Origin of the sequence: Alcaligenes sp. 13f (assembly GCF_020496585.1) — a bacterium.
Classification (GTDB): Bacteria; Pseudomonadota; Gammaproteobacteria; order Burkholderiales; family Burkholderiaceae_B; genus Alcaligenes; species Alcaligenes phenolicus.
Genome location: NZ_JAHKKC010000014.1, coordinates 1 through 24,349 on the forward strand (window position 1 = coordinate 1; position 24,349 = coordinate 24,349).

General features: G+C 57.4%; 25 protein-coding genes and 1 riboswitch. Of the genes, 18 read left to right on the forward strand and 7 right to left on the reverse strand.

Translation table 11 applies throughout. The features are described from left to right. Positions 1-158: 158 nt before the first annotated feature. Genes KOE80_RS12920 through KOE80_RS12935 form a run of 4 tightly spaced genes read right to left on the reverse strand, consistent with a single transcriptional unit; the run spans position 159 to position 4,335 of the window. Positions 159-1,247 (reverse strand): c-type cytochrome, encoded by a 1,089-nt coding sequence (locus tag KOE80_RS12920; protein WP_035269194.1) that lies wholly within the window; start codon positions 1,245-1,247, stop codon positions 159-161. 21 nt (positions 1,248-1,268) lie between these two features. Next, the gene (locus KOE80_RS12925) at positions 1,269-2,084 is read right to left on the reverse strand and encodes a c-type cytochrome (protein ID WP_035269192.1); all 816 of its coding nucleotides are present in this window, start codon (positions 2,082-2,084) and stop codon (positions 1,269-1,271) included. 8 nt (positions 2,085-2,092) lie between these two features. After that, the gene (locus KOE80_RS12930; protein ID WP_009461016.1) at positions 2,093-2,743 is read right to left on the reverse strand and encodes a cbb3-type cytochrome c oxidase subunit II; all 651 of its coding nucleotides are present in this window, start codon (positions 2,741-2,743) and stop codon (positions 2,093-2,095) included. Continuing rightward, on the reverse strand, positions 2,740-4,335 hold the full coding sequence (locus KOE80_RS12935; RefSeq protein ID WP_031232271.1) for a cbb3-type cytochrome c oxidase subunit I: 1,596 nt from the start codon (positions 4,333-4,335) through the stop codon (positions 2,740-2,742). Before KOE80_RS12935 ends, KOE80_RS12930 begins: the two co-directional genes overlap by 4 nt. Positions 4,336-4,588: 253 nt before the next feature. On the opposite strand from KOE80_RS12935, the gene KOE80_RS12940 reads away from it, so the two are divergent. Together KOE80_RS12940 and KOE80_RS12945 are read left to right on the forward strand one after the other, a co-directional pair. Next, on the forward strand, positions 4,589-5,251 hold the full coding sequence (locus KOE80_RS12940; protein ID WP_226349290.1) for a response regulator: 663 nt from the start codon (positions 4,589-4,591) through the stop codon (positions 5,249-5,251). Positions 5,252-5,263: 12 nt separating this feature from the next. After that, positions 5,264-6,616, forward strand: coding sequence for an ATP-binding protein (locus KOE80_RS12945; RefSeq protein WP_226349291.1), 1,353 nt, complete (start codon positions 5,264-5,266; stop codon positions 6,614-6,616). 92 nt (positions 6,617-6,708) lie between these two features. On the opposite strand, the gene KOE80_RS12950 is transcribed toward KOE80_RS12945, so the two are convergent. Next, a complete protein-coding gene (locus tag KOE80_RS12950) occupies positions 6,709-6,918 on the reverse strand; it encodes a cold-shock protein (protein ID WP_009461028.1) in 210 nt (69 codons plus the stop codon). A 404-nt stretch (positions 6,919-7,322) separates the two neighbouring features. Here KOE80_RS12950 and KOE80_RS12955 point away from each other — a divergent pair, with 404 nt between their 5' ends. The 11 genes from KOE80_RS12955 (at position 7,323) to KOE80_RS13005 (ending at position 18,075) form a co-directional block, all read left to right on the forward strand. Continuing rightward, on the forward strand, positions 7,323-8,651 hold the full coding sequence (locus KOE80_RS12955; RefSeq protein WP_222652927.1) for an FAD-dependent oxidoreductase: 1,329 nt from the start codon (positions 7,323-7,325) through the stop codon (positions 8,649-8,651). After that, positions 8,638-9,141, forward strand: a complete 504-nt coding sequence (locus KOE80_RS12960) for a thiosulfate oxidation carrier protein SoxY (RefSeq protein WP_045931680.1) — start codon at positions 8,638-8,640, stop codon at positions 9,139-9,141. The genes KOE80_RS12955 and KOE80_RS12960 overlap by 14 nt, the downstream gene beginning before the upstream one ends. Before the next feature lie 13 nt (positions 9,142-9,154). Next, positions 9,155-9,481 (forward strand): thiosulfate oxidation carrier complex protein SoxZ, encoded by a 327-nt coding sequence (gene soxZ, locus KOE80_RS12965; RefSeq protein ID WP_042489075.1) that lies wholly within the window; start codon positions 9,155-9,157, stop codon positions 9,479-9,481. A 164-nt stretch (positions 9,482-9,645) separates the two neighbouring features. Then, positions 9,646-9,999, forward strand: coding sequence for a c-type cytochrome (locus tag KOE80_RS12970; RefSeq protein ID WP_052363045.1), 354 nt, complete (start codon positions 9,646-9,648; stop codon positions 9,997-9,999). Between the two features lie 2 nt (positions 10,000-10,001). Further along, the gene (locus KOE80_RS12975) at positions 10,002-11,297 is read left to right on the forward strand and encodes an NAD(P)/FAD-dependent oxidoreductase (RefSeq protein WP_042489078.1); all 1,296 of its coding nucleotides are present in this window, start codon (positions 10,002-10,004) and stop codon (positions 11,295-11,297) included. A 33-nt stretch (positions 11,298-11,330) separates the two neighbouring features. Continuing rightward, positions 11,331-12,338, forward strand: coding sequence for a YeeE/YedE family protein (locus KOE80_RS12980; RefSeq protein WP_226349292.1), 1,008 nt, complete (start codon positions 11,331-11,333; stop codon positions 12,336-12,338). Between the two features lie 96 nt (positions 12,339-12,434). Next, positions 12,435-12,917 carry an isochorismatase family protein gene (locus KOE80_RS12985; protein WP_226349293.1) on the forward strand — a complete coding sequence of 161 codons (483 nt, stop codon included), beginning with the start codon at positions 12,435-12,437 and terminating at the stop codon, positions 12,915-12,917. Positions 12,918-13,215: 298 nt separating this feature from the next. Next, positions 13,216-14,577 (forward strand): SLC13 family permease, encoded by a 1,362-nt coding sequence (locus tag KOE80_RS12990; RefSeq protein ID WP_226349294.1) that lies wholly within the window; start codon positions 13,216-13,218, stop codon positions 14,575-14,577. A gap of 581 nt (positions 14,578-15,158) precedes the next feature. Further along, positions 15,159-16,820 (forward strand): PepSY-associated TM helix domain-containing protein, encoded by a 1,662-nt coding sequence (locus tag KOE80_RS12995; protein ID WP_226349295.1) that lies wholly within the window; start codon positions 15,159-15,161, stop codon positions 16,818-16,820. Then, the gene (locus tag KOE80_RS13000; RefSeq protein ID WP_009461049.1) at positions 16,817-17,113 is read left to right on the forward strand and encodes a DUF3649 domain-containing protein; all 297 of its coding nucleotides are present in this window, start codon (positions 16,817-16,819) and stop codon (positions 17,111-17,113) included. Before KOE80_RS12995 ends, KOE80_RS13000 begins: the two co-directional genes overlap by 4 nt. Then, positions 17,110-18,075, forward strand: coding sequence for a DUF3325 domain-containing protein (locus KOE80_RS13005; RefSeq protein WP_086060767.1), 966 nt, complete (start codon positions 17,110-17,112; stop codon positions 18,073-18,075). The genes KOE80_RS13000 and KOE80_RS13005 overlap by 4 nt, the downstream gene beginning before the upstream one ends. A gap of 94 nt (positions 18,076-18,169) precedes the next feature. Here the strand turns inward: KOE80_RS13005 and KOE80_RS13010 are convergent, their stop codons facing one another. After that, positions 18,170-18,535 carry a DUF4440 domain-containing protein gene (locus tag KOE80_RS13010; protein ID WP_086060768.1) on the reverse strand — a complete coding sequence of 122 codons (366 nt, stop codon included), beginning with the start codon at positions 18,533-18,535 and terminating at the stop codon, positions 18,170-18,172. 282 nt (positions 18,536-18,817) lie between these two features. Between KOE80_RS13010 and aqpZ the strand changes: the two genes are divergently transcribed. The 5 genes from aqpZ to KOE80_RS13035 all read left to right on the forward strand — a co-directional run bounded on the left by aqpZ (position 18,818) and on the right by KOE80_RS13035 (position 22,589). Next, positions 18,818-19,516: an aquaporin Z gene (aqpZ, locus tag KOE80_RS13015; protein WP_162090082.1), complete on the forward strand. Its 699-nt coding sequence runs from the start codon at positions 18,818-18,820 to the stop codon at positions 19,514-19,516. Positions 19,517-19,763: 247 nt separating this feature from the next. After that, on the forward strand, positions 19,764-20,183 hold the full coding sequence (locus KOE80_RS13020) for a lysozyme inhibitor LprI family protein (protein WP_086060770.1): 420 nt from the start codon (positions 19,764-19,766) through the stop codon (positions 20,181-20,183). Between the two features lie 4 nt (positions 20,184-20,187). Beyond that, positions 20,188-21,126: a LysR substrate-binding domain-containing protein gene (locus KOE80_RS13025; RefSeq protein WP_115635005.1), complete on the forward strand. Its 939-nt coding sequence runs from the start codon at positions 20,188-20,190 to the stop codon at positions 21,124-21,126. A 145-nt stretch (positions 21,127-21,271) separates the two neighbouring features. Continuing rightward, complete coding sequence (locus KOE80_RS13030; RefSeq protein WP_226349296.1) at positions 21,272-22,147, forward strand: DMT family transporter; 876 nt, start codon at positions 21,272-21,274, stop codon at positions 22,145-22,147. Positions 22,148-22,172: 25 nt separating this feature from the next. Continuing rightward, positions 22,173-22,589 carry a DoxX family protein gene (locus tag KOE80_RS13035; protein WP_035269171.1) on the forward strand — a complete coding sequence of 139 codons (417 nt, stop codon included), beginning with the start codon at positions 22,173-22,175 and terminating at the stop codon, positions 22,587-22,589. 63 nt (positions 22,590-22,652) lie between these two features. On the opposite strand, the gene KOE80_RS13040 is transcribed toward KOE80_RS13035, so the two are convergent. Continuing rightward, positions 22,653-23,597 (reverse strand): rhodanese-like domain-containing protein, encoded by a 945-nt coding sequence (locus tag KOE80_RS13040; protein ID WP_060186948.1) that lies wholly within the window; start codon positions 23,595-23,597, stop codon positions 22,653-22,655. Between the two features lie 290 nt (positions 23,598-23,887). Further along, positions 23,888-23,977: riboswitch (glycine riboswitch) on the forward strand. Positions 23,978-24,349 lie beyond the last annotated feature (372 nt).

The following is a 24,349-nucleotide window of genomic DNA, read 5'->3' on the forward strand; positions in this document are numbered from 1 at the left end:
CTCCTTATCTCCCAACCCTCCTGCTCCCCCCCCCCACTCCTCAACACTCAGGAAAACGAAGAAGAAGAAGAAGAAGAAGCCCAAAACAAAACCGCCTCAGTTCCCAAAAGAAACTGAGGCGGTCTCATCTTCAAACAAACAGCAAACAGGCCAAAGCCTTACTTCTCCACGCCCCCACCCAAGATCACGCCGTTCACCTCCTTACCGTAGTAACTTTCCTCGCCATCATGGAACTCCACACGCGCTTGCTCAACCGTCCCCTTCTGACGAGCATCCTTGGGACGCTCATGACTATTGATGTAAGCCGCTACGTCCCAGGCATCCTGATCGGACAAGGAGAACGGTTTACCCAAAGGCATATTGGCCTTGATGAAACCAGCAGCCGTATCAATACGAGCCATCCCGGCACCCCAGTTATACGAGTTGGGGCCCCACAAAGGCGGGAACACCACGCCACTTTCGGCATCCTTCTGCCCCTGGCCATCGACCGCATGACACAAGACACAGTTGTTGGTGTAGACCTCTTTACCGCGTGCTACGTCATAGCCCAGCTCAGTCTTTTTAACTTTGGGGAAACCAGCACCCGGCAACTTCTGACCCGTAGGCGCCCCATCGGACATCCAGTACATATAAGTCATCAAGTCACGATACACGTCGCTGCCAGCGGGCGGCGCAACACCCGAGGGCGAAGCCTGCGCATTCATGGAATAGGTAAAACAGCCAATGATGCGATCTTCCAGCGTGCTGATCGCCTTGGTCTTGGCACGATAGGCGGGATAGCTGACATAGGCTCCCCACATAGGCGCAGAGTGTTCACGACGACCGCCGTCCAGGTGGCAGTTCACACAAGCCAAGGTATTGCCCACGTGATCCGACACCGTGGTCGAGGTTTCCATAAAGATCTTGTGACCGCGACGAACCGCCTCGCCATACGGCGTATCCGGAATGCTGCTCTCTGGCGGTGGCACGTAGTAACCATCTGCGCCTACCGGCATACCAGCCGTGACCGAATGCTTGTCCTTGCTCTGTGCCTTGCGATCGGCTTCCATGGCCTCACGACTATAGGTGGCCTCGCCAAGCTGGATGGTGCCCTTGTCGGGCGAACCCAGGGAAAAGGACAACCAACCCTTGGCGTTCATGCCATAGCCAATCGCAAAAAGCAGCACACCAATACCGGCCCCCCAGGCCAGTCTGCGCCCACCCGACATGGTGGATTTGCTGCGACCATTTTTTTGAGTGTCTTTCATAAAAAGCTCTCTGTTCTGATCTTATTTCGCCTGCTTGCCATTGGCTGGCAGCGAGGCGGCGTAATAGGAAACCGCATACAGGTCCTCGTAGGACAAGCGCGATGCGATGTCATCCATCAGGCTTTGCGGCGAGTTGTGACGATGACCACCTTTCCAGGCCGACAACTGACTGAACAAGTACTCGGCCTGCTGCGCAGCCAACGGCGGGAAAGACGTACCTACGCCTTCACCCTGACTGCCGTGGCAACTGATACATGCAGGCACGTTCTGCTTCCAGTCCCCTTTATGGAACAGGGCTTCGCCACGGGCCAGGTTCGCTTCCGAACTGGGCACATTAATGGCAGGAGCAGGCAGCTTGGCGTAGTAAGCAGCCAGCTCTTTCATATCCTCAGGCTTCAAACCGCGAGCTACGTACTGCATGGACTCGTTCAGGCGTGTACCTTGAGCAAAATCCTCCAGTTGCTTGAGCAGATACGCCTCGGGTATACCGGCCAAACGAGGAGTGATGCCTGCGCCTTCACCGGCCTCGCCGTGGCAGGAAGCACAGCTCCACACACTGCCCTGCCCCGAATGCACCAGTACGGGTGCATCCTTCAATGCGGGAATGGCTGGCACCACAGGGGTGCCGCCTGCATTGGAAGCAACAATAGCAGCGGTCGGCTTGTCCGCTGCGGCATGTGGCGCCAGATCGTGCAGGTAAAGACCCACACCGGCCAAGGCCAAGGCGAACAGCACAGCCAACAGGAAGATCGGAATGGGACGCGGCGGCTCCCACGGCTCGAAGGTGGGGTCGATGTTCTCGACCTGGGGCGAACTAGAAACTTTTTCCATTGTCATGACTTGTCCTATTTAGCGCCCGAATCCGTCGAGGCTTCAGCGGGGCGACGATCGTAGCCACGGTCACGTTTATCCAGTTCCTGCGCGCTGGTCGCATAGGTGCGATCCAGAGCCAGCAGGTACTCCACCAAGTCCAGCGCTTCCTTGCGAGCAACCACATGCTTGCCCGCAGGCTGCAGGGACTCTGGCAAACGCACCACTACATCGCCTTCGGAAACCTGGTCCTTCAGTTCGAACATATAGGGATAGGACGGCATCAGGCTCCAGTCAAAAATCGCACGGGGCTGATACAGGTGGGTCAAATGCCAGTCACGGCTTTTCATGCGCGCACCGACGTTAAACAGGTCCGGACCGGTACGCATGGTGCCCAGCAGGTGGGGCGAATCGTAAAAGTAATCGCCCGGTGTAGACGCACGGCCCCAGCCACGTGCCGTATCAAACAGGGTTTGACCGGTAGAGCGTGGCTGCTGGCTGTGACAGTACAAACAGCCGTTGGCCACGTACTCGTCACGCCCCAGCAGTTGCTGGGCGGTATAGGGTTGCAACTGCTCCGGCGGTTCCGAGGTACGCAATTGCCAGGCTGGCAAAATCACCAGCATCAAGGTAGCCAGCAGCAACACGCCAATGGCCCCGATTAGTAAAGGTAAGAGTCGATTCATGACGCATCTGCCCGAGCAAGTGTAGGAGTCGCATTAACAGCGGAACCTTTGCGCAGCAAGAGCAAGGCAAAGTGAGCCGCAAAGACAAAGTGGCCCAGTGTCATCATGGTGCCGCCAATGGAGCGGGCTTCCAGATACGGAACCATCTTGCGAGTGATCTCGCCAAAACTTGAACCTGGGTCCATCAAGCCCATGCCCTGCACCACACCGGCAATGCTCAGAGCCAGCACGTAAATCGTGAAGCCTGCCGTCACCAGCCAGAAATGGGTTTTGATCAGAGCCGGGAAGGGCCAGCGACGTCCCAGAATGTGCGGCATCATGTAATACAGCGTGCCGAACATCACCATGGACACAAAGCCGTAGGCGCCCAGGTGAGCGTGACCGACGGTGTAATGCGTGAAGTGCGTCACTGAGTTCACCGAGCGGATGGCTTCCAGCGAACCCTGGAAGGAGGACAAGGTGTACATCAGCGCGCCAATCCAGACGAAACGCAGGGCCATGGATTGCTTGAAGGCCCACAGGTTCTGCGCAACGGTTACGTGCTGGTTAATGGCCACGGCAATCACCGGCACAAACATCATGATGCTGTGCACCACGGACAAGGTGACGGCCCAGGTTGGCACCGGACCGCCCATCAAGTGGTGAATACCGACCTGGCTGTAGAACAGCGCCAGACTCCAGAAACCCAGCAAGGACACGTTGTAGGAATACACGGGCTTGCCGATGATCTTGGGGATGATGTAGTACGCCGCACCTACACCCATCGGCGTCAGCCACAGACCCAGCACGTTGTGAGCAAACCACCAGTTCACGGTTGCTTGCTGAGCACCGATGTGCAGACCGGGGATGTTGGACACCAGAAACAGGAACGGAAACCAGACCATGCCGGCCAGGAAATACCAGCCCGACACATAGATGTGGCGCGATTTGCGGTTGGCGGCGGTTTCAATGGCAGGCCAGGCCAGGAAAAAGCCCCCTACTGCCAACAGAATGTCGATCTGCCAGGGGAATTCCAGCCACTCGATCCCGTCGGACCAGCCATTGGCCACGGCAATCGTGCCGCCCAATACCCCCAGGGTCCACAAGGCAGCGCCGAAGTACACCATATTGGGACGTCGCAAAGGCGTATGAAAAATACGCGGCAACAACCACAGAGCCACGCCAATCCCGGTCACCGACAACCAGCCGTAAGCCACGATGTTCAGGTGCAAGGTACGCGCACGACCAAAGGTCACTTGTGCCACGTCGGCCAGCCAATCGGGCCAATGCAATTTCAGCGAGGCCATCACGCCAAACACCGAACCGATCAGCAGCCAGGTAATCCCGACCGTGACCAGAAGCAGAACCGGCCCCCGACCACTGCGGTCAATACCGGCACGCAAAACGTCAAAGCGATGCGTCTGTGCTTCGTTCTCCCCCCCAAAGGAAGCACTGTCATCCGGCTGACCAAGCTCACCTTTCATGAAGATGGTCTCAGCTTCGTTCTTCCCAACGAAGATCAGCTTGTTTGCCACGGCCCAGACAAGAATGCCCAGTGCCACCAAAGAGGCGACAAAACTGGTCGCCAGTAATATTCCTAATATAGGAGTCATGTGAATAAATGCCCGATATCTGTCATGCGGCTAAGCCTAAAGAAACGTCATTGCCCAAGCCGGTTTTATTAAAAAAGTAAGTACCGAGATACAAATGCAATGCAATCTACATCACAGTAGAGGATCAGGATTAAGGCCAAATTAAGAGAACTTTCCCTCTCGCCCCTGCCCTCAAGGCTGCTAACATGAACGCCGAAACGTAATAAACATCAGGCTTTGCCTGCACAAGCCGCATTTACCACAGGGGGGGAGAATGCACGTTTTACTTATTGAAGATGATGCGCTCGTCGCCAGCGGAATTGTGGCGGGCTTGCGACTGCATGGGCTGACCGTGGACCACGTGGGCACGGCCAGCCTGGCCGACACGGCCTTGCTGTCTTCGCACTTTGATGTCTGTATTCTGGATCTGGGTTTACCTGATCAGGACGGGCTGACGCTGCTGCGGCGTTGGCGCGAACAAGGCCGTAAACTGCCCATTCTGATTCTGACGGCTCGCGACGCCCTGCATCACCGGGTTGAAGGGCTGCTGGGTGGGGGCGATGACTATGTCATCAAACCTTTTGACCTGGACGAGCTGCTGGCACGCCTGCATGTATTGACACGACGTGTGGCGGGCCACGAAACAGATTGCATTGAATATGGGCGACTCAGTTTCTGTGCCTCCACCGGCCATGTCACCCTGGACGGCAAGCCAGTCAGTCTGGCGCGACGTGAGCTCTCCTTGTTGCGTGCCCTGCTCAGCAAACCGCACACCATCCTGAGTGCCGAACAACTGTGCGACAGCGTCTACGGCTACGATCAGGATCTGGAAAGCAATGCTATCAATGTGCACATCTACCATTTGCGCCGCAAGCTGGGCAGCAATATTGTCGAGACCGTGCGGGGCCTGGGCTACAAACTGGGGCCTGCCGGTTAGGTATTTCACACCATGAGCCTACGCCTTAGATTGCTGCTGGTTATCGGCATTTCCCTGACCGTGCTCTGGAGTGCGGTCGCCACCTGGATGCTGATGGATGCACGCCACTCCTTGCGTGAAGCGCTGGATAGCCGACTGGCAGCATCGGCCCGCATGGTGGCTGGACTGGTGGCCCAATTTCCAAACTTGCAGGAGTTGGCCCAATCCGCGGAGCGCCCCCTGGACATCATTGCCCGAGATGGGGTGGCTTGCGAAATCAGTGTGGTGCGCAGTGAAGTAGAAATTCAGGCGGTCAGCCGAACTGCGGGTAGCCCGGATATGTCACAAGTGGCTTTGGGCTTTGGCACGCACGTGCATGGTGGCAAGCGCTGGCGCACCTTTGTGCTGCGCGAAGGCCATATTCAGATTGCCGCCGCCGACAGCATAGAAATACGCGAAGCACTGGTACGGGAAATCATGCTCTCGGCTGGCCTGCCCTTTGTCGTGGCCTTGTTTGGCAGCCTGCTGCTTTTGTGGGTTGGTATCGGTCACGGCCTGGCTCCCCTGGAGCGAATTCGGGACATGCTGTCGCGCCGTCGTCCTGGGGATGACAGCCCACTGCCCAAAGTCAACGTCCCGGTTGAGCTGCAACCCTTGCTGCGAACCCTTGAAGAACTGCTGGAGCGACAACAAGCCGCCATCATGCGCGAACGCCGCTTTACCGATAGCGCTGCCCACGAACTGCGTACACCCCTTACCGGAATCAAAACCCATATTCAAGTTGCCCATCTGGCTGCCCAACGTCCTGGAGAACGCAACACGCTGGATACGGCCTTGAGCCAGGCAGACCAGGGCGTGCAACAGCTACAGAACATTTTGCAGCGGCTGCTGGAGTTGGCACGGCTGGACGGGCAAAGCGCCCGAATGGAAAGTAGCCAGGCCGACGAGGCGGTATACGCTGCCCTGCATGCCCTTAAAGCCATCTACGGCGACACCATAGACCAGATCACGCTGGATATACGCAGCAAACCCGGCCCGGTGCAGATTGAAAAAACCCTGCTGACAGTGGCCGTACAGAACCTGATCGACAATGCCTTGCGCTATACCAAAGCCCAGCAACCGATCAGCCTGCGGATTGAAGCAGGAGAGCCGGGCTATCTGCGTCTCAGGGTGCTGGACCACGGTCCCGGATTAAGCGACAGCGAACGGGATCTGGCCATGAACCGTTTTTGGCGTGGCTCGCAACAACAGGCGGGCTATGGCTTGGGCTTGTCGATTGTGAACGCGATCGCCACCCAGCATGGCGGAACGCTGGAGCTGCTGAATCGCAAAAGTGGCGGACTGGAAGCGCGTCTGACCGTGCCCCTTGCCGACCAGGGCAACTGAAACCAAGCCACGCAATAAAAAAAGGCCGGAGCCCATGAGGGTCCGGCCTTTCTGTTTGACGCGGTGCTTGCCTGTTTCAGGCAAGCCCATCATCAAAGAATTTGGATTTTAGTTGCGCATGGGCCTTTTTGGCCTGCACCTTCGATGAAGGAAACGCGTTGGTTCTCTTCCAGAGTTTTGAACCCGGTTCCCTGAATTTCACTGTGGTGTGCGAAGAGATCCTTGCCGCCGTTCTCCGGCACGATGAATCCGAAGCCTTTTTCGCTGTTGAACCACTTCACAATACCAATTTCTGTCTTCAAAATAAGTCCTAAATGTAATAACGATCAGAGAAAAAAATTTTCTCTCCCTGAACTATCCTCCGATTGCGTCCACAAAGATAGCTCCGTTACTTTTTAATTGTAAAAATCCGGAGATTCTGTTGTTTCCTGAGCCTGTCCATCCTGTTTGTCTAGCCCCGCCCTTGCATCCGGGATGCCACTGCGCACCATGTCCGGGCCAGCTGCCCCTGCCATCTCCAACACAAGAACGCCTGGGGAAAAGCGCCGCCATTTCAGCGCCAAACGGTATTTGAGGCCTGAACAACTCACTTCAGCCTATAAAAAATCCCCACGCAATCAAAGCACTCTTGGCTATACTGGCTCGCACTAAGCGGTCTACTCATCCTGATTGACGTGTGTCATGTCATGATCACGAGGAACATACAATGAAACGTAGAAACTTCCTGCTGGCCACCCCAGCCGCCGCACTTGGAACGCTGGTTCTGCCCTCCACCAGCCTGTCTGCCCCCGCCATCATCACCAACACCAGCCAAATCCTGCCGCGCCACACCAAAGGCCCGCGCATTGTCATTTGTGGCGGCGGTTGGGGCGGGATGACAGCCGCCAAATACCTGTCCAAACTGGTGCCGCAGGCGCAAGTGGTATTGATCGAGCGCAACCCCACGTTCTGGTCCGGCCCCATGAGCAACAAGTGGCTGATTGACATCGTCAACACCGATTTCCTGAACCACGACATGCTGGCGCCATCCATCAAATACGGCTACAGCCTGGTGCATGCCGAAGTCACCGCCATCGAACGCGACAAGAAAACCGTGCGCACCACCCAGGGCGCGCTGGAATACGATTACCTGATCCTGTCGGGCGGCATACGCAATGCCTACGACGCCTGGTTCGGCAATGACACTTATGCGGCGGAATACACCCGCCAGCATTTCCCCAACGCCTACATCCCGAATGCCGAGATGTTCGCCTTGAAGAACAAGCTCAAGGCCTTCAAGGGTGGCACCATTGTGATGACGCTGCCCCCGCCACCCCATCGCTGCCCGCCCTCGCCCTACGAGCGCGCCTGTCTGATGGCCTGGCATATCAAGACCAACAAGATTCCGGGCAAGATCATTATTCTGGACCCCAAGCCCACCATCGCCCCCATTGGCGAAGGCTACCGCGCGGCTTTCCAGGAGCTGTACCCGGACATCATCACCCACGTCCCCAATGCCCGAGTGCGCGAAGTAGATCCCTTCAAGAAACACATCAAGACCACCGCTGGCGACTTTGATTTTGACGACGCCGTGCTGATGCCCCCGCATCAGGCCGCCGACATGGTCTGGAATGCGGGCCTGGTCGGCACAGGTCCTGACGGCAAGCCAACAGGCTGGGCCAATATTGACCCGCGCCTGTTCACCTCTCGTGACGACGACAATGTTTACGTGGTCGGGGACTCCATGGGCTTTATTTCCGACCAGTTCGGCCACTACCCCAAGAGCGCTCACGTGGCGCACGCGGTGGCCAAAATCGTTTCCCAGAATCTGGCGGAGCGCATTGCGGGCAAGGAAGTGGTGCCCGTCCTGCCCGACAACCTGTGCTACATGATGGTCAACGGGGATCCGCAAGAAGAAATCTCGGTCAAGTTTGAATACGAGCTGGACGCAAGCGGCAAGGTTCTGCAAACGCAGATTGATATGGACGTACGTACCCCCGACCTTGTTCAAGAAGACTTCCAGTGGATCCAGAGCCGTTTCAATGACTTCCTCTAAACTTCCTTCCCGTTTTGTCCGCCGCCGCCAGCTTGTGCTGGGCAGTGCCGCCGGACTGGGCGCCGCGTGGCTGCCCATCAATCTGCATGCGCAAGTTGCCTTTGATCAATTGCTGAAACCGGCCACGGCGGCCCAGGTGCAAGCCATTGTGGACGAGTTCCTGAAAGGCGCCAGCCCAGAAGAAAAAGGCATGAAGCTGGATATGCCTGCTCTGGGCGACAACCCCGCCGCAGTGCCCGTCAAAGTGGTGCTGGACTTGCCCGCAAGCGACGATGTGTACTGCCAGGAACTGATCATTCTGGCCCAAGGCAACCCGCATCCGCTGGCCTGCCGCTTCAACTTCACGGCCCTGGCCGGAACAACGGAAGTGGCCGTTCGTCTGCGTCTGATTGAAACCCAAACCATCCGCGCCCTGGCACGGTTAAGCGACGGCCGCGTCCTGAGCGCCCAGCATCACATCACCGTGACGGCTGGTGGCTGCGGCATGTAAACAAGGGGCACTCATGAGTAAACCACGTATCTGGATCAGCAATGCCAAGCCCAAGGCGGGCGAAATGGTGCGCGTGCGCGCCCTGGTCGAGCACCGCATGGAAAGCGGTCTGCGCTTGAGCAAAGAAGGTCAGGTTGTGCCGCGCAACATCATCCACGAATTCAAGGCCACCTTTAACGGCGAGCCCTTGTTCAACTGGCAGCCGGAAACAGCGATTTCCCAAAACCCGTACATTGAATTTACCTTTGTTGCACGACACTCCGGGGCTCTGGAGATGAGCTGGACGGACGATCAAGGTGCCGTCATTACCGGCCAGACGGAGCTGAGCATCAGCGGCTGATTGCTTGCCACTTGCTGCCAGACTCCCAGACCTGCCCTCTTCAGCGCCCTGCCCGGGCGCTGAGTTCATAACAGCGTTCTATATAGTCATACAGGGTGGGCTTAACGGTAATGCTACGCTGGCGTCCTTTCCTACAACGAAGCACATTGACAAGAAGAATGCCCATGTCCCTCTCTCTGGTAGGTCGTCTCCTTATCGCCCCCGCCTTGCTCGTGGCCAGCAGTGCCACCGCGCCGGCCTGGGCCAGTTCCACATTGGACATCAAAACGGTGGCCAACTCCTGTGCGAACTGTCACGGCCCGGATGGGCGTTCCACGACCATCATTCCCTCGCTGGCAGGCCGTCCCGAAGCTGCCTTGCTGGAGCAACTGCGCGCCTTTGCTTCGGACACACCTCCGGCAGGCACCACCATCATGAGTCGTCTGGTCAAAGGCTACCAGGACGCGGATCTGGAAGCCCTGGCACGTCATTTCTCTGAAATCTCCTCCACCCCTCGCAGCGTTGCGGAAGGACGTTAAGAATGAGCACCCCCTTGAACTCCTCCCGTCGCCAATGGCTGAGCCGTGTCGGTAAAACCAGTGTGGCTGGCCTGGCCTTAAGCACCCTGCCGGTGTACGCACGCAGCAGCTCGGCCCATGTGATTGTGGTCGGTGGCGGCTTTGGCGGGGCAACGGCTGCCCGTTACTTGAAGCGCGGTGATCCGTCCCTGAAAGTCACCTTGATTGAACCGGCCACCACGTTCTACACCTGCCCCTTCACCAATCTGTATCTGGCCGGTTTGCGCCGCTTTGAACAGCAAGGCCACGGTTTCGATGATTTGCGCGCCGCCGGGATCGACGTGATTCACGACCTGGCCACCGCCGTCGACTCCCAGGCCAAGACCCTGACCCTGTCCAAGGGCCAGAAGCTGTCCTACGACAAGCTGCTGCTCTCGCCTGGCATTGATTTTCGCTGGAACACGCTGGAAGGCTATGACGAGGCCGCTTCCTTGCTGGCTCCGCACGCCTGGAAAGCAGGCGATCAAACCCGTTTGCTGAAAAGCCAGCTGGATGCCATGCCCAATGGCGGCACCTTCATTATGGTGGCCCCCGAAAACCCCTTCCGCTGCCCGCCCGGCCCGTACGAGCGCGCCAGCATGGTGGCCCACTACTTCAAGCAGAACAAACCCAAATCCAAGATTCTGATTCTGGATGCCAAAGACAGCTTCTCCAAACAAGGCCTGTTCCAGGACGGCTGGAAACAAGTCTATGGCGACATGATTGAATGGGTGCCCTTCTCCAAAGACGGCAAAGTCACCCGCGTGGATGCGGCCAAGCTAAGCGTGGAAACCGAGTTTGGCGAGATTCACAAAGCTGACGTGCTGAACGTCATCCCGCCACAAAAAGCCGGGGCCATTGCCGAGCAGGCCGGTGTCACCAACGCCAGCGGCTGGGTGCCGATTGACCCGCATACCTTCGAGTCCGAGCAGGTCAAGGACATCTATGTGGTGGGCGATGCCACCATTGCCTCGCCCATGCCCAAGTCGGGTTTCTCGGCCAATACACAGGCCAAGCTGGCAGCAGCCTCCATCATTAATGCCTTGAGCGGCAAGCCTGCACCACAGGCCACACTAAGCAATACCTGCTACAGTTTGATCGCTCCCGACTACGGCATTTCCGTGGGGCACTTGTACGCCTTTGCCGATGACAAGTTGGCCGAAGCCTCCGGCGGGGTCAGCCCCAAAGAAGCCAGCCCGGCCTTTCGCAAGCAGGAAGCCCAGTATGGCGAGGCCTGGTATGCCGCGATCAGTCGCGACATCTGGGGCACCAAAGGCTAAGTGGTTCTAATCCGGTCCTAACATCCAGCGCACATGATGAATACAGAACTTGTACTGTGGGTTAGCTTGGCCATTGGCCTGCTCTTTGGCATTGGCGGCCAGCTCAGTGGTTTTTGCTTTTATCGTGGCTTGACCGAGCGCTGGTCCGGGCGCAACGGCTACAAGCTCCAGGGTTTTGCCCTGGCGCTGGCCGTCGCCCTGGCCGGGACACAACTGGCCGCAGGCTATGGCCTGATCAGTCTGGACAAGGTCCTGTACCTGAACCCCACCTTTTCCTGGCTGCTGGTGCCGCTGGGTGGCGTGTTGTTTGGTGCCGGCATGACGTTGGCCAATGGCTGCGGTGCCCGTGCTCTGGTTTTGCTGGGACAGGGGAATCTTCGCTCCTTTGTCGTCGTGCTTTGTCTGGGCATCGCCGCCTATATCACCTTGACGGGCCTGTTGGCACCGCTGCGCATGAGCATCGCCCAAGCCAGCAGTGTCACTTTGCCGGCGGTCACTCTGCCCGAAGGCCCCGTCCGATCTATTGTGATTGCCCTCATTGTCGCGGGGCTGATCGCCTTTTCCCTGCTGCGCCGACAGGACGGCCAGCGCCTCAATGACCTGCTGGCTGGAGCACTCATAGGACTGCTGATTGTGGCAGGCTGGCTGACCACGGGCTGGCTGGGCGATGATCCCTTCGAGCCTTTGCCCGTCAGCTCGCTAAGCTTTGTCGCCCCAATTGGTGAAAGCATTCAATACGCCATGATCTCCACCGGCATGAGCCCGCGCTTTACCATCATGATTGTGGCGGGTGTGGTGGCCGGTTCCTTGCTAAGCGCCCTGCTGCGTCGCCGCTGGAAGCTGGAAGGTTTTGAGTCACCCCGCCACATGCTGCGCTCCATGGCAGGCGGAGCCTTGATGGGAGTCGGTGGCGTGCTGGCCCTGGGCTGCACCATAGGCCAGGGTTTGAGCGGCCTGTCCACCTTGTCGGCCACCTCCTTGCTGGCGGTGCTGGGCATCATCGTCGGTGCACGCCTGACCTGGGCCCGCCCAAGCGCCTGAGTCCATGTTTCAATAAGGGCTTGATTGACGGCTCTTCAGACTGCCCAGGCCACCTCCGTCTGGCATCGCTGATGCGCTCTTATTGAGACTCCCGCAATGCGACAGATCCTGCTTGTTGTCGATGTGCAAAGCTACTTTTCACCACCCCCGTGGCTGATTGACGGCATTAACGCCCTGAGCACCCGCCTGCCTTGCGCGGCCTTGATTGAACTGCACGACGAGTCGCAAACGCCCTTTTCCAGCCAACTGGGCTGGTGCCCACCACGCAGCGATCGCTGTCTGGTCGATGCCAAACAAATCTTCATCAAGCACGGCTATGCCCCCAGCCCGGCGGCGATGGAGTATTTGCAGCAATGCCAGGCTGATCGCATTCTGGTCTGCGGCATTCAAACCGATACCTGCGTACTGGCAGCCGGTTTTGCCTTGTTTGATGCCGGGCTGCACCCCACGCTAATTACGGATCTGACGGTAGGCTCGTCCCTGGATCGCTCCGGCGAACTAGGCATCAAGCTGTGGAAACATCACTTCGGGCGCACAATTCACAGCAGCGAATTGTTGGCAGAACTGGACCCGCCATAAACAGCTCGCTTTCACAGCCTGCGCCCCTTCACACCCATCTGATCCCCCCTTCTATCTGCCCCAGCCACAACGCCCCTCACTCGATTCCCGACTCCTGCTGCCCCACTTCCTGAAAACCGCGCCTGCTCCGTGCAAGTACAAAAGCGTGCTAGTTGAAAGCTCAACCATCGCCTCCCTGACTAATCATTACGTTTAGCGTAATTGTTCAGTCATAAGCTTTATTGATAGCCCCATACCGCCACTGATATGGTCGTTTCCAGAAACCTGCAAAAGGTTCACTTACAAGGAGACGAGACATATGCATTGGCTATCCATTGCCGTATTAGGAGGTATGTTCGTGCTGGCAACTGCCCTGCCCATCAATATGGGGCTGATTGCTTTTGTAGGCGCTTTTCTGGTGGGTACGCTGGTGGCGGGCATGGGCGCCAAAGAAATCATGGGCGGCTTTCCGGCTGACCTGTTTCTGACACTGGCCGGTATTACCTATTTGTTCGCTCTGGCTCAGAACAACGGCACGATCAACTGGCTGGTCAGCATGGCCGTGCGAGCAGTGCGTGGCCGCATCGCCGCCATTCCCTGGATCATGTTTCTGATCACGGCCGCATTGACCGCTGTCGGCGCCGTCAGCCCGGCTGCCGTTGCCATCATTGCCCCGATTGCACTGGGCTTTGCCCGCCAGTACGGCATCAACCCGCTCCTGATGGGTTTGCTGGTGATACATGGTGCGCAAGGGGGCGGCTTCTCCCCAATCAGTATTTATGGCGGCATCACCAACCGTGTGGTCAGCGCCGCCGGTTTGCCCTTGAATGAAATGGCCACCATGATGGCCAGCCTGGGCATCAACCTGGCCGTGTCCATTTTGCTGTTCGTGTGGATGGGTGGTTTGAAGCTGATGCGTCAGAAAGTGGACTTAAGTTCAGCAGACGTAAACGTTGCCCGCGTGGCCCATGGCTCGGGTGGACCGCAAGTATTCGGCGATGCCGAAGCCGAAGCCTTTGGCGAAGAGCGCAAGACTGCCCGGAAAAGTCCCGATGCCCTGGTCGAAGCCGGCAATGGTGCCAGCGAGGCCCCGCACTGGTATCGCGTCCTTACCTTGATCGGCCTGTTCATCCTGGCCGTTCTGACCTTGTTTTTCAAACAGGATATTGGCTTTACCTCGATCACCATCGGTCTGGTACTGACCTTGATGGCCCCCAATCTGCAAAAACGCGCGCTGGGCCAGGTGTCCTGGCCTGAAATCATGCTGATTGTGGGTGTCAGCACCTATGTGGGCGTGATGGAATCCATGGGCACGATTGATTTTGTCGGCCATAGCGTTGCCCAACTGACCTCTCCCTTGATGGCGGCCTTGCTGCTGCTTTTTGTGGGTGCGGTCGTGTCGGCTTTCGCCTCTTCCACCGCCGTGCTGGGTTCGCTGATTCCACTGGCCGTGCCCTTTTTGCAAGGCGATGGCGGCGTGGGGCCGGTGGGCTTTATTGCGGCCATGGCCGTATCCTCCACCATTGTGGACGTCAGCCCCTTCTCCACGAATGGCGCACTGGTACTGGCCAATGCCCAGGGAGTGTCGCGTGATGCCTTCTTCCGTCAGCTTTTGCTATACGGCGCTGCCGTCACGGTTATTGCCCCGGTCGTCGTCTGGCTGCTGTTTGTGGTGCTCTAAAACTCCCGGCGAAGCAGAAATTCAGCTGGCCCCGGCACTTTGCTAGCCGGGGCCTTTTTGATGGGGATTCTGGCCTCATCAACCGGCAGTTAACGCTCTATGGTCCAACTCCATAGTCCATAAGATTTGCTAGTAGCGTGGAATGCCTGCAAGGCGTATTCCCTTCTGCCTCATCCCGGCGTTCAGCCCTCAGCCCGGAACCGACAAGACTTATTCCCGCCCGAGTCTCACCAGCTCATCGCCCCGCCTCCCTCTCAACCGCGTTTTTCCCTATGGAAAACGCCAAAACAGCTATGGCGCCGCATTAATTTCTGAATAAAGCCTTGAAAGCTGGAAATTCCCAACACCGAAATGAGAATGATTGCTATTATTCTGCCGTTGTTTCAAGCCTGATGCCCTCTTCCCCTCTCTGTCACCAAGAACTTGCTTACTGAAAAGCGAAGCTTGCGTGATGAGCGCAGCGTACAAGAATGGCGGACTCAATCCGTCACCCACAGCTGCCAAGCAAGCACGGCTTTTCTCGGTTTAATGGTCATCAATCCAGCACCCGGAGACGGTGCTGAAGTAGGAGGCGCGTCAGCGTGAAAGAGTCATTTCGCCAATGTATGGCATGGCTGCATACCTGGGTCGGTCTGGTGGTGGGCTGGATCCTGTTTTTCGTCTTCGTCACCGGCACCGCAGGCTATGTAGACGATGAAATCACCCGCTGGATGGAGCCGGAGCGTCCCTTGCCCATGCAAGTCCTGCCCGAGCAATCCAGCCAGATGCTGGATCAGGCCCTGACGCAGCTGCAAGCGCATGCCCCGGCAGAATCCAAAGCCTGGACCATTACCCTGCCGCATCAAGCCCTGAACCCGCGTGCCACACAAGGGCTATCCATTGGCTGGGAAGAAATGCCCCAGCCCGGTCAACGCGCCCGTCGCGGAGGCGAAGAGCTGGACCCGGTCACCGGCCAGATTCAGCCTGAAACCGAGCCCCGCGCCACGGCCGGTGGCACTGGCCTGTATCGCATGCATTACGCCCTGCACTACATCCCTTACCCGGTCGCTATCTGGCTGGTCGGTATCTGCACCATGCTGATGCTGCTGGCCGTGATTACAGGCGTGGTGACTCACAAGAAAATCTTCACCGATTTCTTCACTTTCAGACCCGGCAAGGGGCAGCGCTCCTGGCTGGACGCGCACAATATCGTCAGCGTGATGTCCCTGCCCTTTTTTCTGATGATCACCTACACGGGCCTGATCTTTTTCATGTCCATCTACATGCCGACCGGGCGAGAAGTCATGTACGGCGCGACGGAAGAAGGACGACAGGCTTACTTCCAGGACCTTCGCCAGCAAAAACGGGACTTCCTGCCCATCAGCGCGCCGCAGGCCTCGCTAAGCGAGATGATGCATAGCGCTGAACAAGCCTGGGGCAAGAACAGCATTGCCTCGGTGCAGATTACGCACCCGGCAGATAGTCAGGCTTATGTAGAACTGCGTCGCACCGGCGTCACGGGCGTGTATTGGACCCGTGCCGAAACCCTGCGCTTTAACGCCATCGACGGCAGTGCCATGGAGCCGGAGAACAATAGCAATGTCACCGGAGATACGCACCGCGTGTTGCTGGCCTTGCACGAAGGTGTGTTTGCCGAATGGTGGTTGCGCTGGCTGTACTTTATTTCTGGTTTGCTGGGCTGCGCCGTTATTGGAACAGGCCTGGTGCTGTGGACCGTGAAGCGTCGCACCCAGCATCAAAAACGCATGGCCAAAGCCGCCGCGCTTAGCGTCTCCGAGCGCTTTGATGCCGCGGGCCTGCGTCTGGTGGAAATCCTGAATGCCGGAACCCTGGCCGGTTTGCCGCTAGGTCTGGCCGCCTACTTCTGGGCCAACCGCCTCTTGCCCGTCAATATGGCTGACCGCGCGGCCTGGGAGTTCCATGCTCTGTTCCTGGTCTGGGGCTGGTCCTTCCTGTATGCCTCCTGGCGCCCCTTGAAGCGCGCCTGGCTGGAACTGCTGTGCCTGACAGCCGCCGCCTACGCCCTGATTCCCGTCCTGAACCTGCTGACTACCGATCGTCACCTGGGTGTCACCATCATTCATGGCGACTGGGGCCTGGCAGGCTTTGACCTGACCATGTTTGGCCTGGCCGCTCTCTTTGTCTATATCGCCATCAAAATGAAACGCAAATGGCACATTGCCAGCCTGCCTAAAAAAGCCGCTGCCCCGGCCAGCTTGCAAACCGCGGGAGTGAACGGATGAGTGGTCTGACTTCCCGCTACCGCCTGCAAGTGCTGTCGCGCATTGTGGCCGCCACGGTCGGCGGCTATGCCCTGGCCGCTGCTGCCACAGTATTGCTGACCGTGCTCTGGCCTTTGCCTAGAGCCCAGGCAGTTCTGGCAGCGAATATGTTGAGCTTTGTCTGGTACACCATCGCCGTGATGTGGGTGTTCAGCACTAAAAGCGCCACCCGCGCCTGGGTGGGCATGGTTCTGCCTACGGCCTTGATCGCCGTGCTCAGCGCTGTGCTGATGCCCGCCGGAGTGCTGCCATGAGCAATACCAGTCTGTGGCTGAATCTGGCCGTTTTTATCATCAGCCTGGTGGGCTTTATCTGCCTGGCCTTGGCCAGTGATCGCCAGGGAGAATTCCTGCTGCATCGCACGCCCAGCGAGAAGGAAAGACGGATCTTTCGTCTGCTCGGCTGGCCCTTGCTGGCTGTGGCTTTAGCTCTATGCTGGCAAGGCTGGGGCTGGAGCATGGGTACGGTTGCCTGGCTGGGTTGGCTGACCATGGCCGGTGCCGGACTGACCTTTTACTTGCCCTGGTGGCCTTGGCAGGAAAAGAAACCTGTGCGGGCCAGACCTGCGCCAGTTGTGAAGGCAGCGCCTGAAGCGGTTGGAACAGGTAGCACTGAATCCGCACCAAGTAGCGCAGTAGTTGGGAAAAATGGAGTGGCGGCGGCAAATTCAAGCGCTGCTTCAGCTACCGCTGGGGCTAAACGTACAGAGCCTGCTCAAGTTGGAAGGACGCCGACGGCATCACGCTTGACTACCCGTAGCCTGGTTTTTGCCAGCACCCTTCTGGCCATCCCTGCCGCCTTCATGATTTATCTGGCGCAGCAAGGCCCGGAGCCTGTATTTGGCAACAATGCCCTGCAAGGTCAGATTGGTCCATGGTCGTTTGCGCTGGCTGAAACGGATGACAAAGCCCCCATCAGTGGGCCTTCCGGCGCACATCGCAAAGCCTTCCAGATTCGCTTTTGCGAGACCTGCGATCCACATATACGCCGCGCCTATCTGCAAGTCAGCAAGCCCGAGCCTATGCCTGCGCCCCGTCAGGCTTTTAGCAACACCCGCTGGACACGTGCAGTAGACGTTGCCATCCCGCCCAATAGCCAGCTGGAGCATCAACTGTGGTTAACCGTGGAGGCCAAGAGCGGGGAAATCTACCATCAGGCTTTTGATTTCCATCAGGTATCACCCGTAACGGCAGCGTTCATCCAGCAAAAGCCGTAAGAGCGATCTGCACAGCAAGGGCCAAGATTGAACTGCCCCCCGAAAGTTGGATAGCAATCCCGGCTGTGGGGGCAGTTCAATCTTGGCCCTGTTTTTATTCCTGCGCCATTCGGGTTCCCTGATGAAACACCATCTGCCAGCGTCCCTGTACCTGCTTCCAGATGGAACTGCGCAAGGATCGCTGCGGCCCTTCATCGCCTGACACTTCACATACGTAAGTCACCAGGACGACATCCTCTGACAGGAGGCGCAGCTTGAAGTCGCTCAGGCGACGCTGCACAAAATCCTGTTCAGGCAGATCACGTAGCACGTCTGCTTTACTCCATGCCGCGCCCCTGGCTCCAAACTCTACAAACTCGTCGGCCAATAAAGCGCCAAGCATCGTCACGTCTTGACGAGTGGCTCGATCAAACAGGCGCTCTTCCAGAGACAGGATCAGGGCTTCAAGGGAATGGGTCATGTTGATGTGGGCACCTTGGAATATGCAGCTGCGTTCCCGAGTTTCATTATGTCGTTGAGGAAGATATTAAGGCTGAGAATCGCCCAAACAAGTCTTCACAAACCCGACAAGATCCTACACTCGACACAATCCAGCACACGAGCGAAATTTCTCACATTTACTATAAAAAAACACCACCCTCAACAAAGGAAAACTTTTAACAGTTGTTTTCCTTTCAAGGAGTTAGCGCCTCTTTCTTATCGCTAGAATCCAGCCGTGTTAAATCACTAACAGGGCAATATCATGTCTTTATTAAAACGATGCACCGCAGAAACGCTGGGCACTTTCTGGCTGGTCTTTGGGGGCTGCGGAAGTGCGATCTTTGCCGCTGCCTATCCTGAACTGGGGATTGGTTTTGCCGGGGTAGCCCTGGCCTTTGGTCTGACCTTGCTGACCATGTGCTATGCCATCGGCAATATCTCCGGTTGCCACATCAACCCGGCTGTCACGCTGGGCCTGGTTGCTGGTGGACGTTTCCCCGCTCGCGACGCCATTCCCTACATCATTGCACAGGTTATTGGCGGCCTGTTGGCCGGCGGCGTTCTGTACCTAATCGCCAGCGGCAAAACCGGCTTTGATCCCGTAGCAGGCTTTGCCTCCAACGGCTTTGGCGAGCATTCGCCCGACAACTACAGCCGTAACGCTGCCCTGATCGCAGAAATTGTGCTGACCGCCTTCTTCCTGTTCATCATCATGGGCGCGACCCACAAGCGTGGTCACGCTGGCCTGGCAGGCGTGGCGATTGGTCTGTCCCTGACCTTGATTCACCTGATCAGCATCCCCATCACCAACACCTCCGTGAACCCTGCGCGTTCTACCGGCGTGGCCTTCTTCCAGGGCACCTGGGCCATCGAACAGCTGTGGCTGTTCTGGGTCGCTCCCTTGATTGGTGGTGTGATCGGCGCTCTGGTGTATCGCTTTCTGCACAGCAACGACGAATAAGCTGCACTGACTCCTGCTGACAGGAGCATTGAGCCGCATCGTCTTGAATCGGGCACATAGCCCGTTCAAGCCGATGCGGCTCAATGCTATTTATGGAACCTAATTGTCGCCCTGCAAAGCACCAGACTTGTCGCGCTTCTGTAGTAGGATTTACACCCTGCCCCAAGCAAACAGGCAGTACGCGCTGCACCTGGCGACTCAACCCAGACTCATACGCTTATCCACGCCCGCACACCCGGAGAACCTCATGAAAAAAGCATTGAACACCGGCCTGATCGCTTTAGGACTCAGCTTGATGGCAAGCGCCTCTTCCGTTCAGGCAGCCGACTGCGGCAGCATGACCAATCAAAACGCCATGAATCAGTGCTTTAGCAACGAGTACAAGAACTCGGACGCCGAACTGAACAAGCTCTACAAGGAAATCGGCAATCGTCTTAAAGATGATGCTGACACCCTCAAAGCCTTGCGCAACGCCCAACGTGCCTGGGTCAGCTTCAGGGATGCGGAATGCGACTTTGCCGCGATCAACACCCAAGGCGGCAGTATTCACTCCATGCTGATCACCACTTGCCGCAATGAATTGACGCAGGCCCGTATCAAGAACTTCAACACCTACCTGTCCTGCGAAGAAGGCGATATGAGCTGCCCGGTTCCACCGGCCATGTAATGACATGCCCGACACCAAACACCCATCCACGCGCGATTTGAACGACCTTTACTACTTTGTACAGGTCGTGGACCACGGAGGATTTGCACCGGCCGGACGGGCTTTGGGCATCCCGAAATCCAAGCTAAGCCGACGCATCACCTTTCTGGAAGAATCCCTGGGTGTGCGTCTGATTCAGCGCTCCAGCCGCCATTTCAGCGTCACGGAAATTGGCCAGATGTACTACCAGCGCTGCGTAGCCATGCTGGTGGAGGCCGACTCCGCTCAGGACATCATCGAGCGCCATCGCAGCGAGCCGCAAGGCTCAGTACGCATCAGCTGCCCCCTGGCTTTGCTGGACTACGGCGTCAATGAATTGCTGGCCCGCTATATGGCGGCCTATCCGCAGGTCAAGCTGGAAGTGGAAAGCACCAACCGCCGCGTGGACGTGATTCGCGAAGGCTTTGATGTGGCCTTGCGCGTCCGCTTCCCTCCTTTGGAAGACAGCGGTCTGGTGATGAAAGTCCTGGGCGAGAGTACACAGTATCTGGTTGCCAGCCCGGCCCTGATCGAACGCATGGGCGGGCTGCCCAAGCTGGACCAATTAGGGAACTGGCCCGCCTTGAGCGACGAGCATCTGCAACGCAATCCCACCTGGCAACTGCAAACCGCAGAAAACACCCTGATGGAAGTGCCCTACCAACCCCGTCTGGTCTGCGACGACCGCATGACTTTGCTGCAATCAGCCTTGCAGGGAATTGGCGTCGTTCAGATGCCGGCCATGCTGATCGCTCCGTACATGCAGGACGGCAGACTGGTGGATGTGGCCCCCGGCTGGAACCCCCGCTCCGGCGTGGTACATGCCGTCTTTCCTTCACGCCGAGGCCTGGTGCCTGCGGTACGCGCTCTGCTGGATTTTCTGGGCCAGGAGTTCGTCACTATTTTGCATACGCCCGCCCCCTGAATCCCTGCTGCAAATTACCCAAAGCCAGCCGCCACTCAGTCGTTCTAATTATGGAACGCTGATGGCCATATTCTTATCTATTCAAGCCATCGTTGCACTCCTATAGTCTCTTCATCACACTATTCATGATGGGGAGTACATCAACATGAACGCCAAAATGGCTGCGGCCACCGCCGCTATTCTCTGGGGCTTTACCTACATTCTGACCACAACCTGGTTGCCACCTAATCCCTTGTTCCTGGCTGCTGTCCGGGCGCTGGGAGGCGCCATCGTCCTGCTGGCATTGGTACGCAGCCTGCCGCCCCGTGCCTGGTGGGGGCGCCTGGCCGTGCTGGGCACCCTGAACACCGGCCTGTTCTTTGGCCTGTTCTTTATCGCTGCCACCCGTCTGCCCGGTGGCGTGGCCGCCATCTTCCAGGCGCTGACACCGCTGGCCACCATCTTTATCGCCTGGGGCATTTTGCGTGCTCGCCCTGCCCTAACGCGGATTGGAGGCGTTCTCTTGGGTGCGCTGGGCGTGTCGCTGGTTGTCCTGTCCAGCAATGCCACTCTGGATCTGATCGGCATTGCCGCCGCTTTGGGCAGCATGTTGTCCATTGCGACGGGCGGGGTCTTGATGAACAAATGGGGTGCGCCACCTATCCCTTTGCTGGGTTTTACCGGCTGGCAGCTCTTGATTGCCGGTGTGGAACTGAGTGTGGTTGTGCTGCTGACGCAGGACATTCCAAGCCAGCTTATCCCTGTGCATTGGCTGGGCCTGTTTCTGCTGGCAACTGTACTGACGGCTGGTCCCTTCGCGCTATGGTTCAGTGCCATCAAGCAACTGGGCGCCGTCACTGTTGCCCCCTTCATGCTGCTGGTGCCTGTGACCGCTTTTATTCTGGACGCGCTGATCAAGGGCATCTGGCCCACCACGCTGCAACTGGTGGGAGTGGCACTGGTCATGGGTGGACTGGTCTTGAGCCAGCAAACACTGGCCGTCGCACGCTCCACGCTGGAAGCATCTGTCCACAAGCCCTGAACGCCCCACCCAAGGAGGAGGCATCATGAACCACGTCATACAAGAATTACTGCGTTCACGAGTGTATTTTGTACTGGCTACTCTGCTCCTGACCTACATTTTCTGGTGGAGCGGTGTGAATAAGGTTTGGGACTTCAGCGCTGCAAAAAAGGAAATGGCCCACTTCGGACTGGAGCCCCAGGCTTTATTCGCCGTGCTGACTATCACAGTTCAATTGCTGGGCAGCTGGCTGATTATCAGCGCAAGTCGCCTGGCCTGGATGGGAGCGCTGATGCTGAGTGTCTTTACTTTGTCCACGATTCCCCTGGCACATCGGTTTTGGGAAATGCAGGGCTTGGAAGCCTTTCTGGAACAAGCTCTGGTGCAGGACCATATCAGTGTGATCGGCGGGCTGGCGGTGGCCGCCGCTTTGGCCCATGCTTACCGGCAGGCGCGCCAGTAAGCGCGATATCAAGCGTTCTTCTTGCAAAAACGGCAGACATGGTTTGATGTCTGCCGTTTTCCTTTACAGGGCCGGTTCGGGCTGATCAGGGTCGCGCTGTATATCAAAACCAGCGGCCCGCCAGGCTTCCAATCCGCCTTCCAAAGGGCGCACCCGACTATAGCCACTTTGCAGCAAGCGTTTGGACACCAAGGCTGCGGACACCTCATTGGGGCAATCGCAATACACAATAATTTCCCCGTCGGTAATCAAATTCAGCGTGGCCTCACCCAAAGCCAGACTGATCGCCCCCGGAATACGTCCTTGCGCCTGCATCAGGGTCGAACGCACATCCACAATCGTGGGGGGCGTGTCCGAGGACAGCATCTGATGCAACTCTTGCACGCTGACACGCTCCATGCACAAGGATTTCATGAAGCGATGGCGCTGCCACCACTTTCTGGCAATGAATACCGCCAAAGCCAGCGCCAACAGGATTCCACCCACCACCCCCAGACTGATCAGCACATTCAGCAGCTCATCCACCGCCGAGCTGAACAAGGAGCCCAGGAACACGGCAGAGCCGGCCCAGACCGTAGCCCCGATGATGTCGTAAAGCAGGAAGCTTCTTCTGGGCGTCCCCACCGTACCGGCCAACACACTGGCAATGGAAGCAAAGCCGGGTATGAACTTGGCCACCATCAAGGACGGTGCCCCCCAACGCATATAAATGGATTCGGTCTGCCGAATACAGGAGTCCGGCGACAGTGAAATTTTGCACAGCAAAGCCAGCAATTTGCCACCATAGCGTCGCCCAGCCAGGTACCAGCCGTAATCCGCAATCATCGCGCCCAGCACGGCAAAACCCAGCAAGCCCCACAGGCTGTAACCACCGGACTCGTGCAAGGCACCCGTTACCACCAACACCGGATAGGCCGGCACCGGCGCCCCTGCCTGCTCCACCAGGACATTGAAAAACACGATCAACAGACCGTGTTGCTCGATAAGTTGCAGAATCGATTCGACCATATTGCGAGGTACAAAAATTGCCAGACAGCCGATATTGTAGGCTGGTGTCGGCCGATTTCTGTTTCAACGCTAAAGCATTCCGGCATAGCTTCCATGCAAAAAACACGGTCCCTTTTAAGGGCATCTGGCCAGACTCGACGCCGCCACTTTCATCACGCCCCTGCACTGTCCCCGAGGCTGGCTCCGCAGCCACAAAACCGCTCAACAAACAAGAACTATTCTCATTAAAAGCCTACAGGTTAACGCTAGTAGTCATCGCTTTTTACCTGTCTATACAATAGCGGCGTCAATAACGGTTCAGGTGAGAGTCTTCACTTTGATGAAGCGCCGACGGAGCAACGACCCCGGAATCTCTCAGGCAAAAGAATCCTGAACCTTTGACCATCTGGAGAGAGGCACACCCGTGCCCACCGAAGGGGACCATCGCGAACCGATGGATAAGCTCTCAGGTAAACGGACAGAGGGGGTACAGAGGCCATATGGCCTGTGTTCACCTATTCGTCCGGAGCCTATTTATGAGCAGATAGTCAGGCGCCTTTTCTGGCCGCCTGGCATACCACATCCCTATTCCCATTTTTAATCGCACACAGGTCTGTTTTGACATTTCATGTCGTCAGAACAAGGAGGACTGCTGTGCGCTCCTCAGCTTATTTAGATCGGCATCAAGAAAACCGTCCTTGAGGACGGGTTGTGCCCTTTGTTTTCTCGCAGCACAGTCATAATTACGCATTTGAACGAAAAAAAATTAGGAG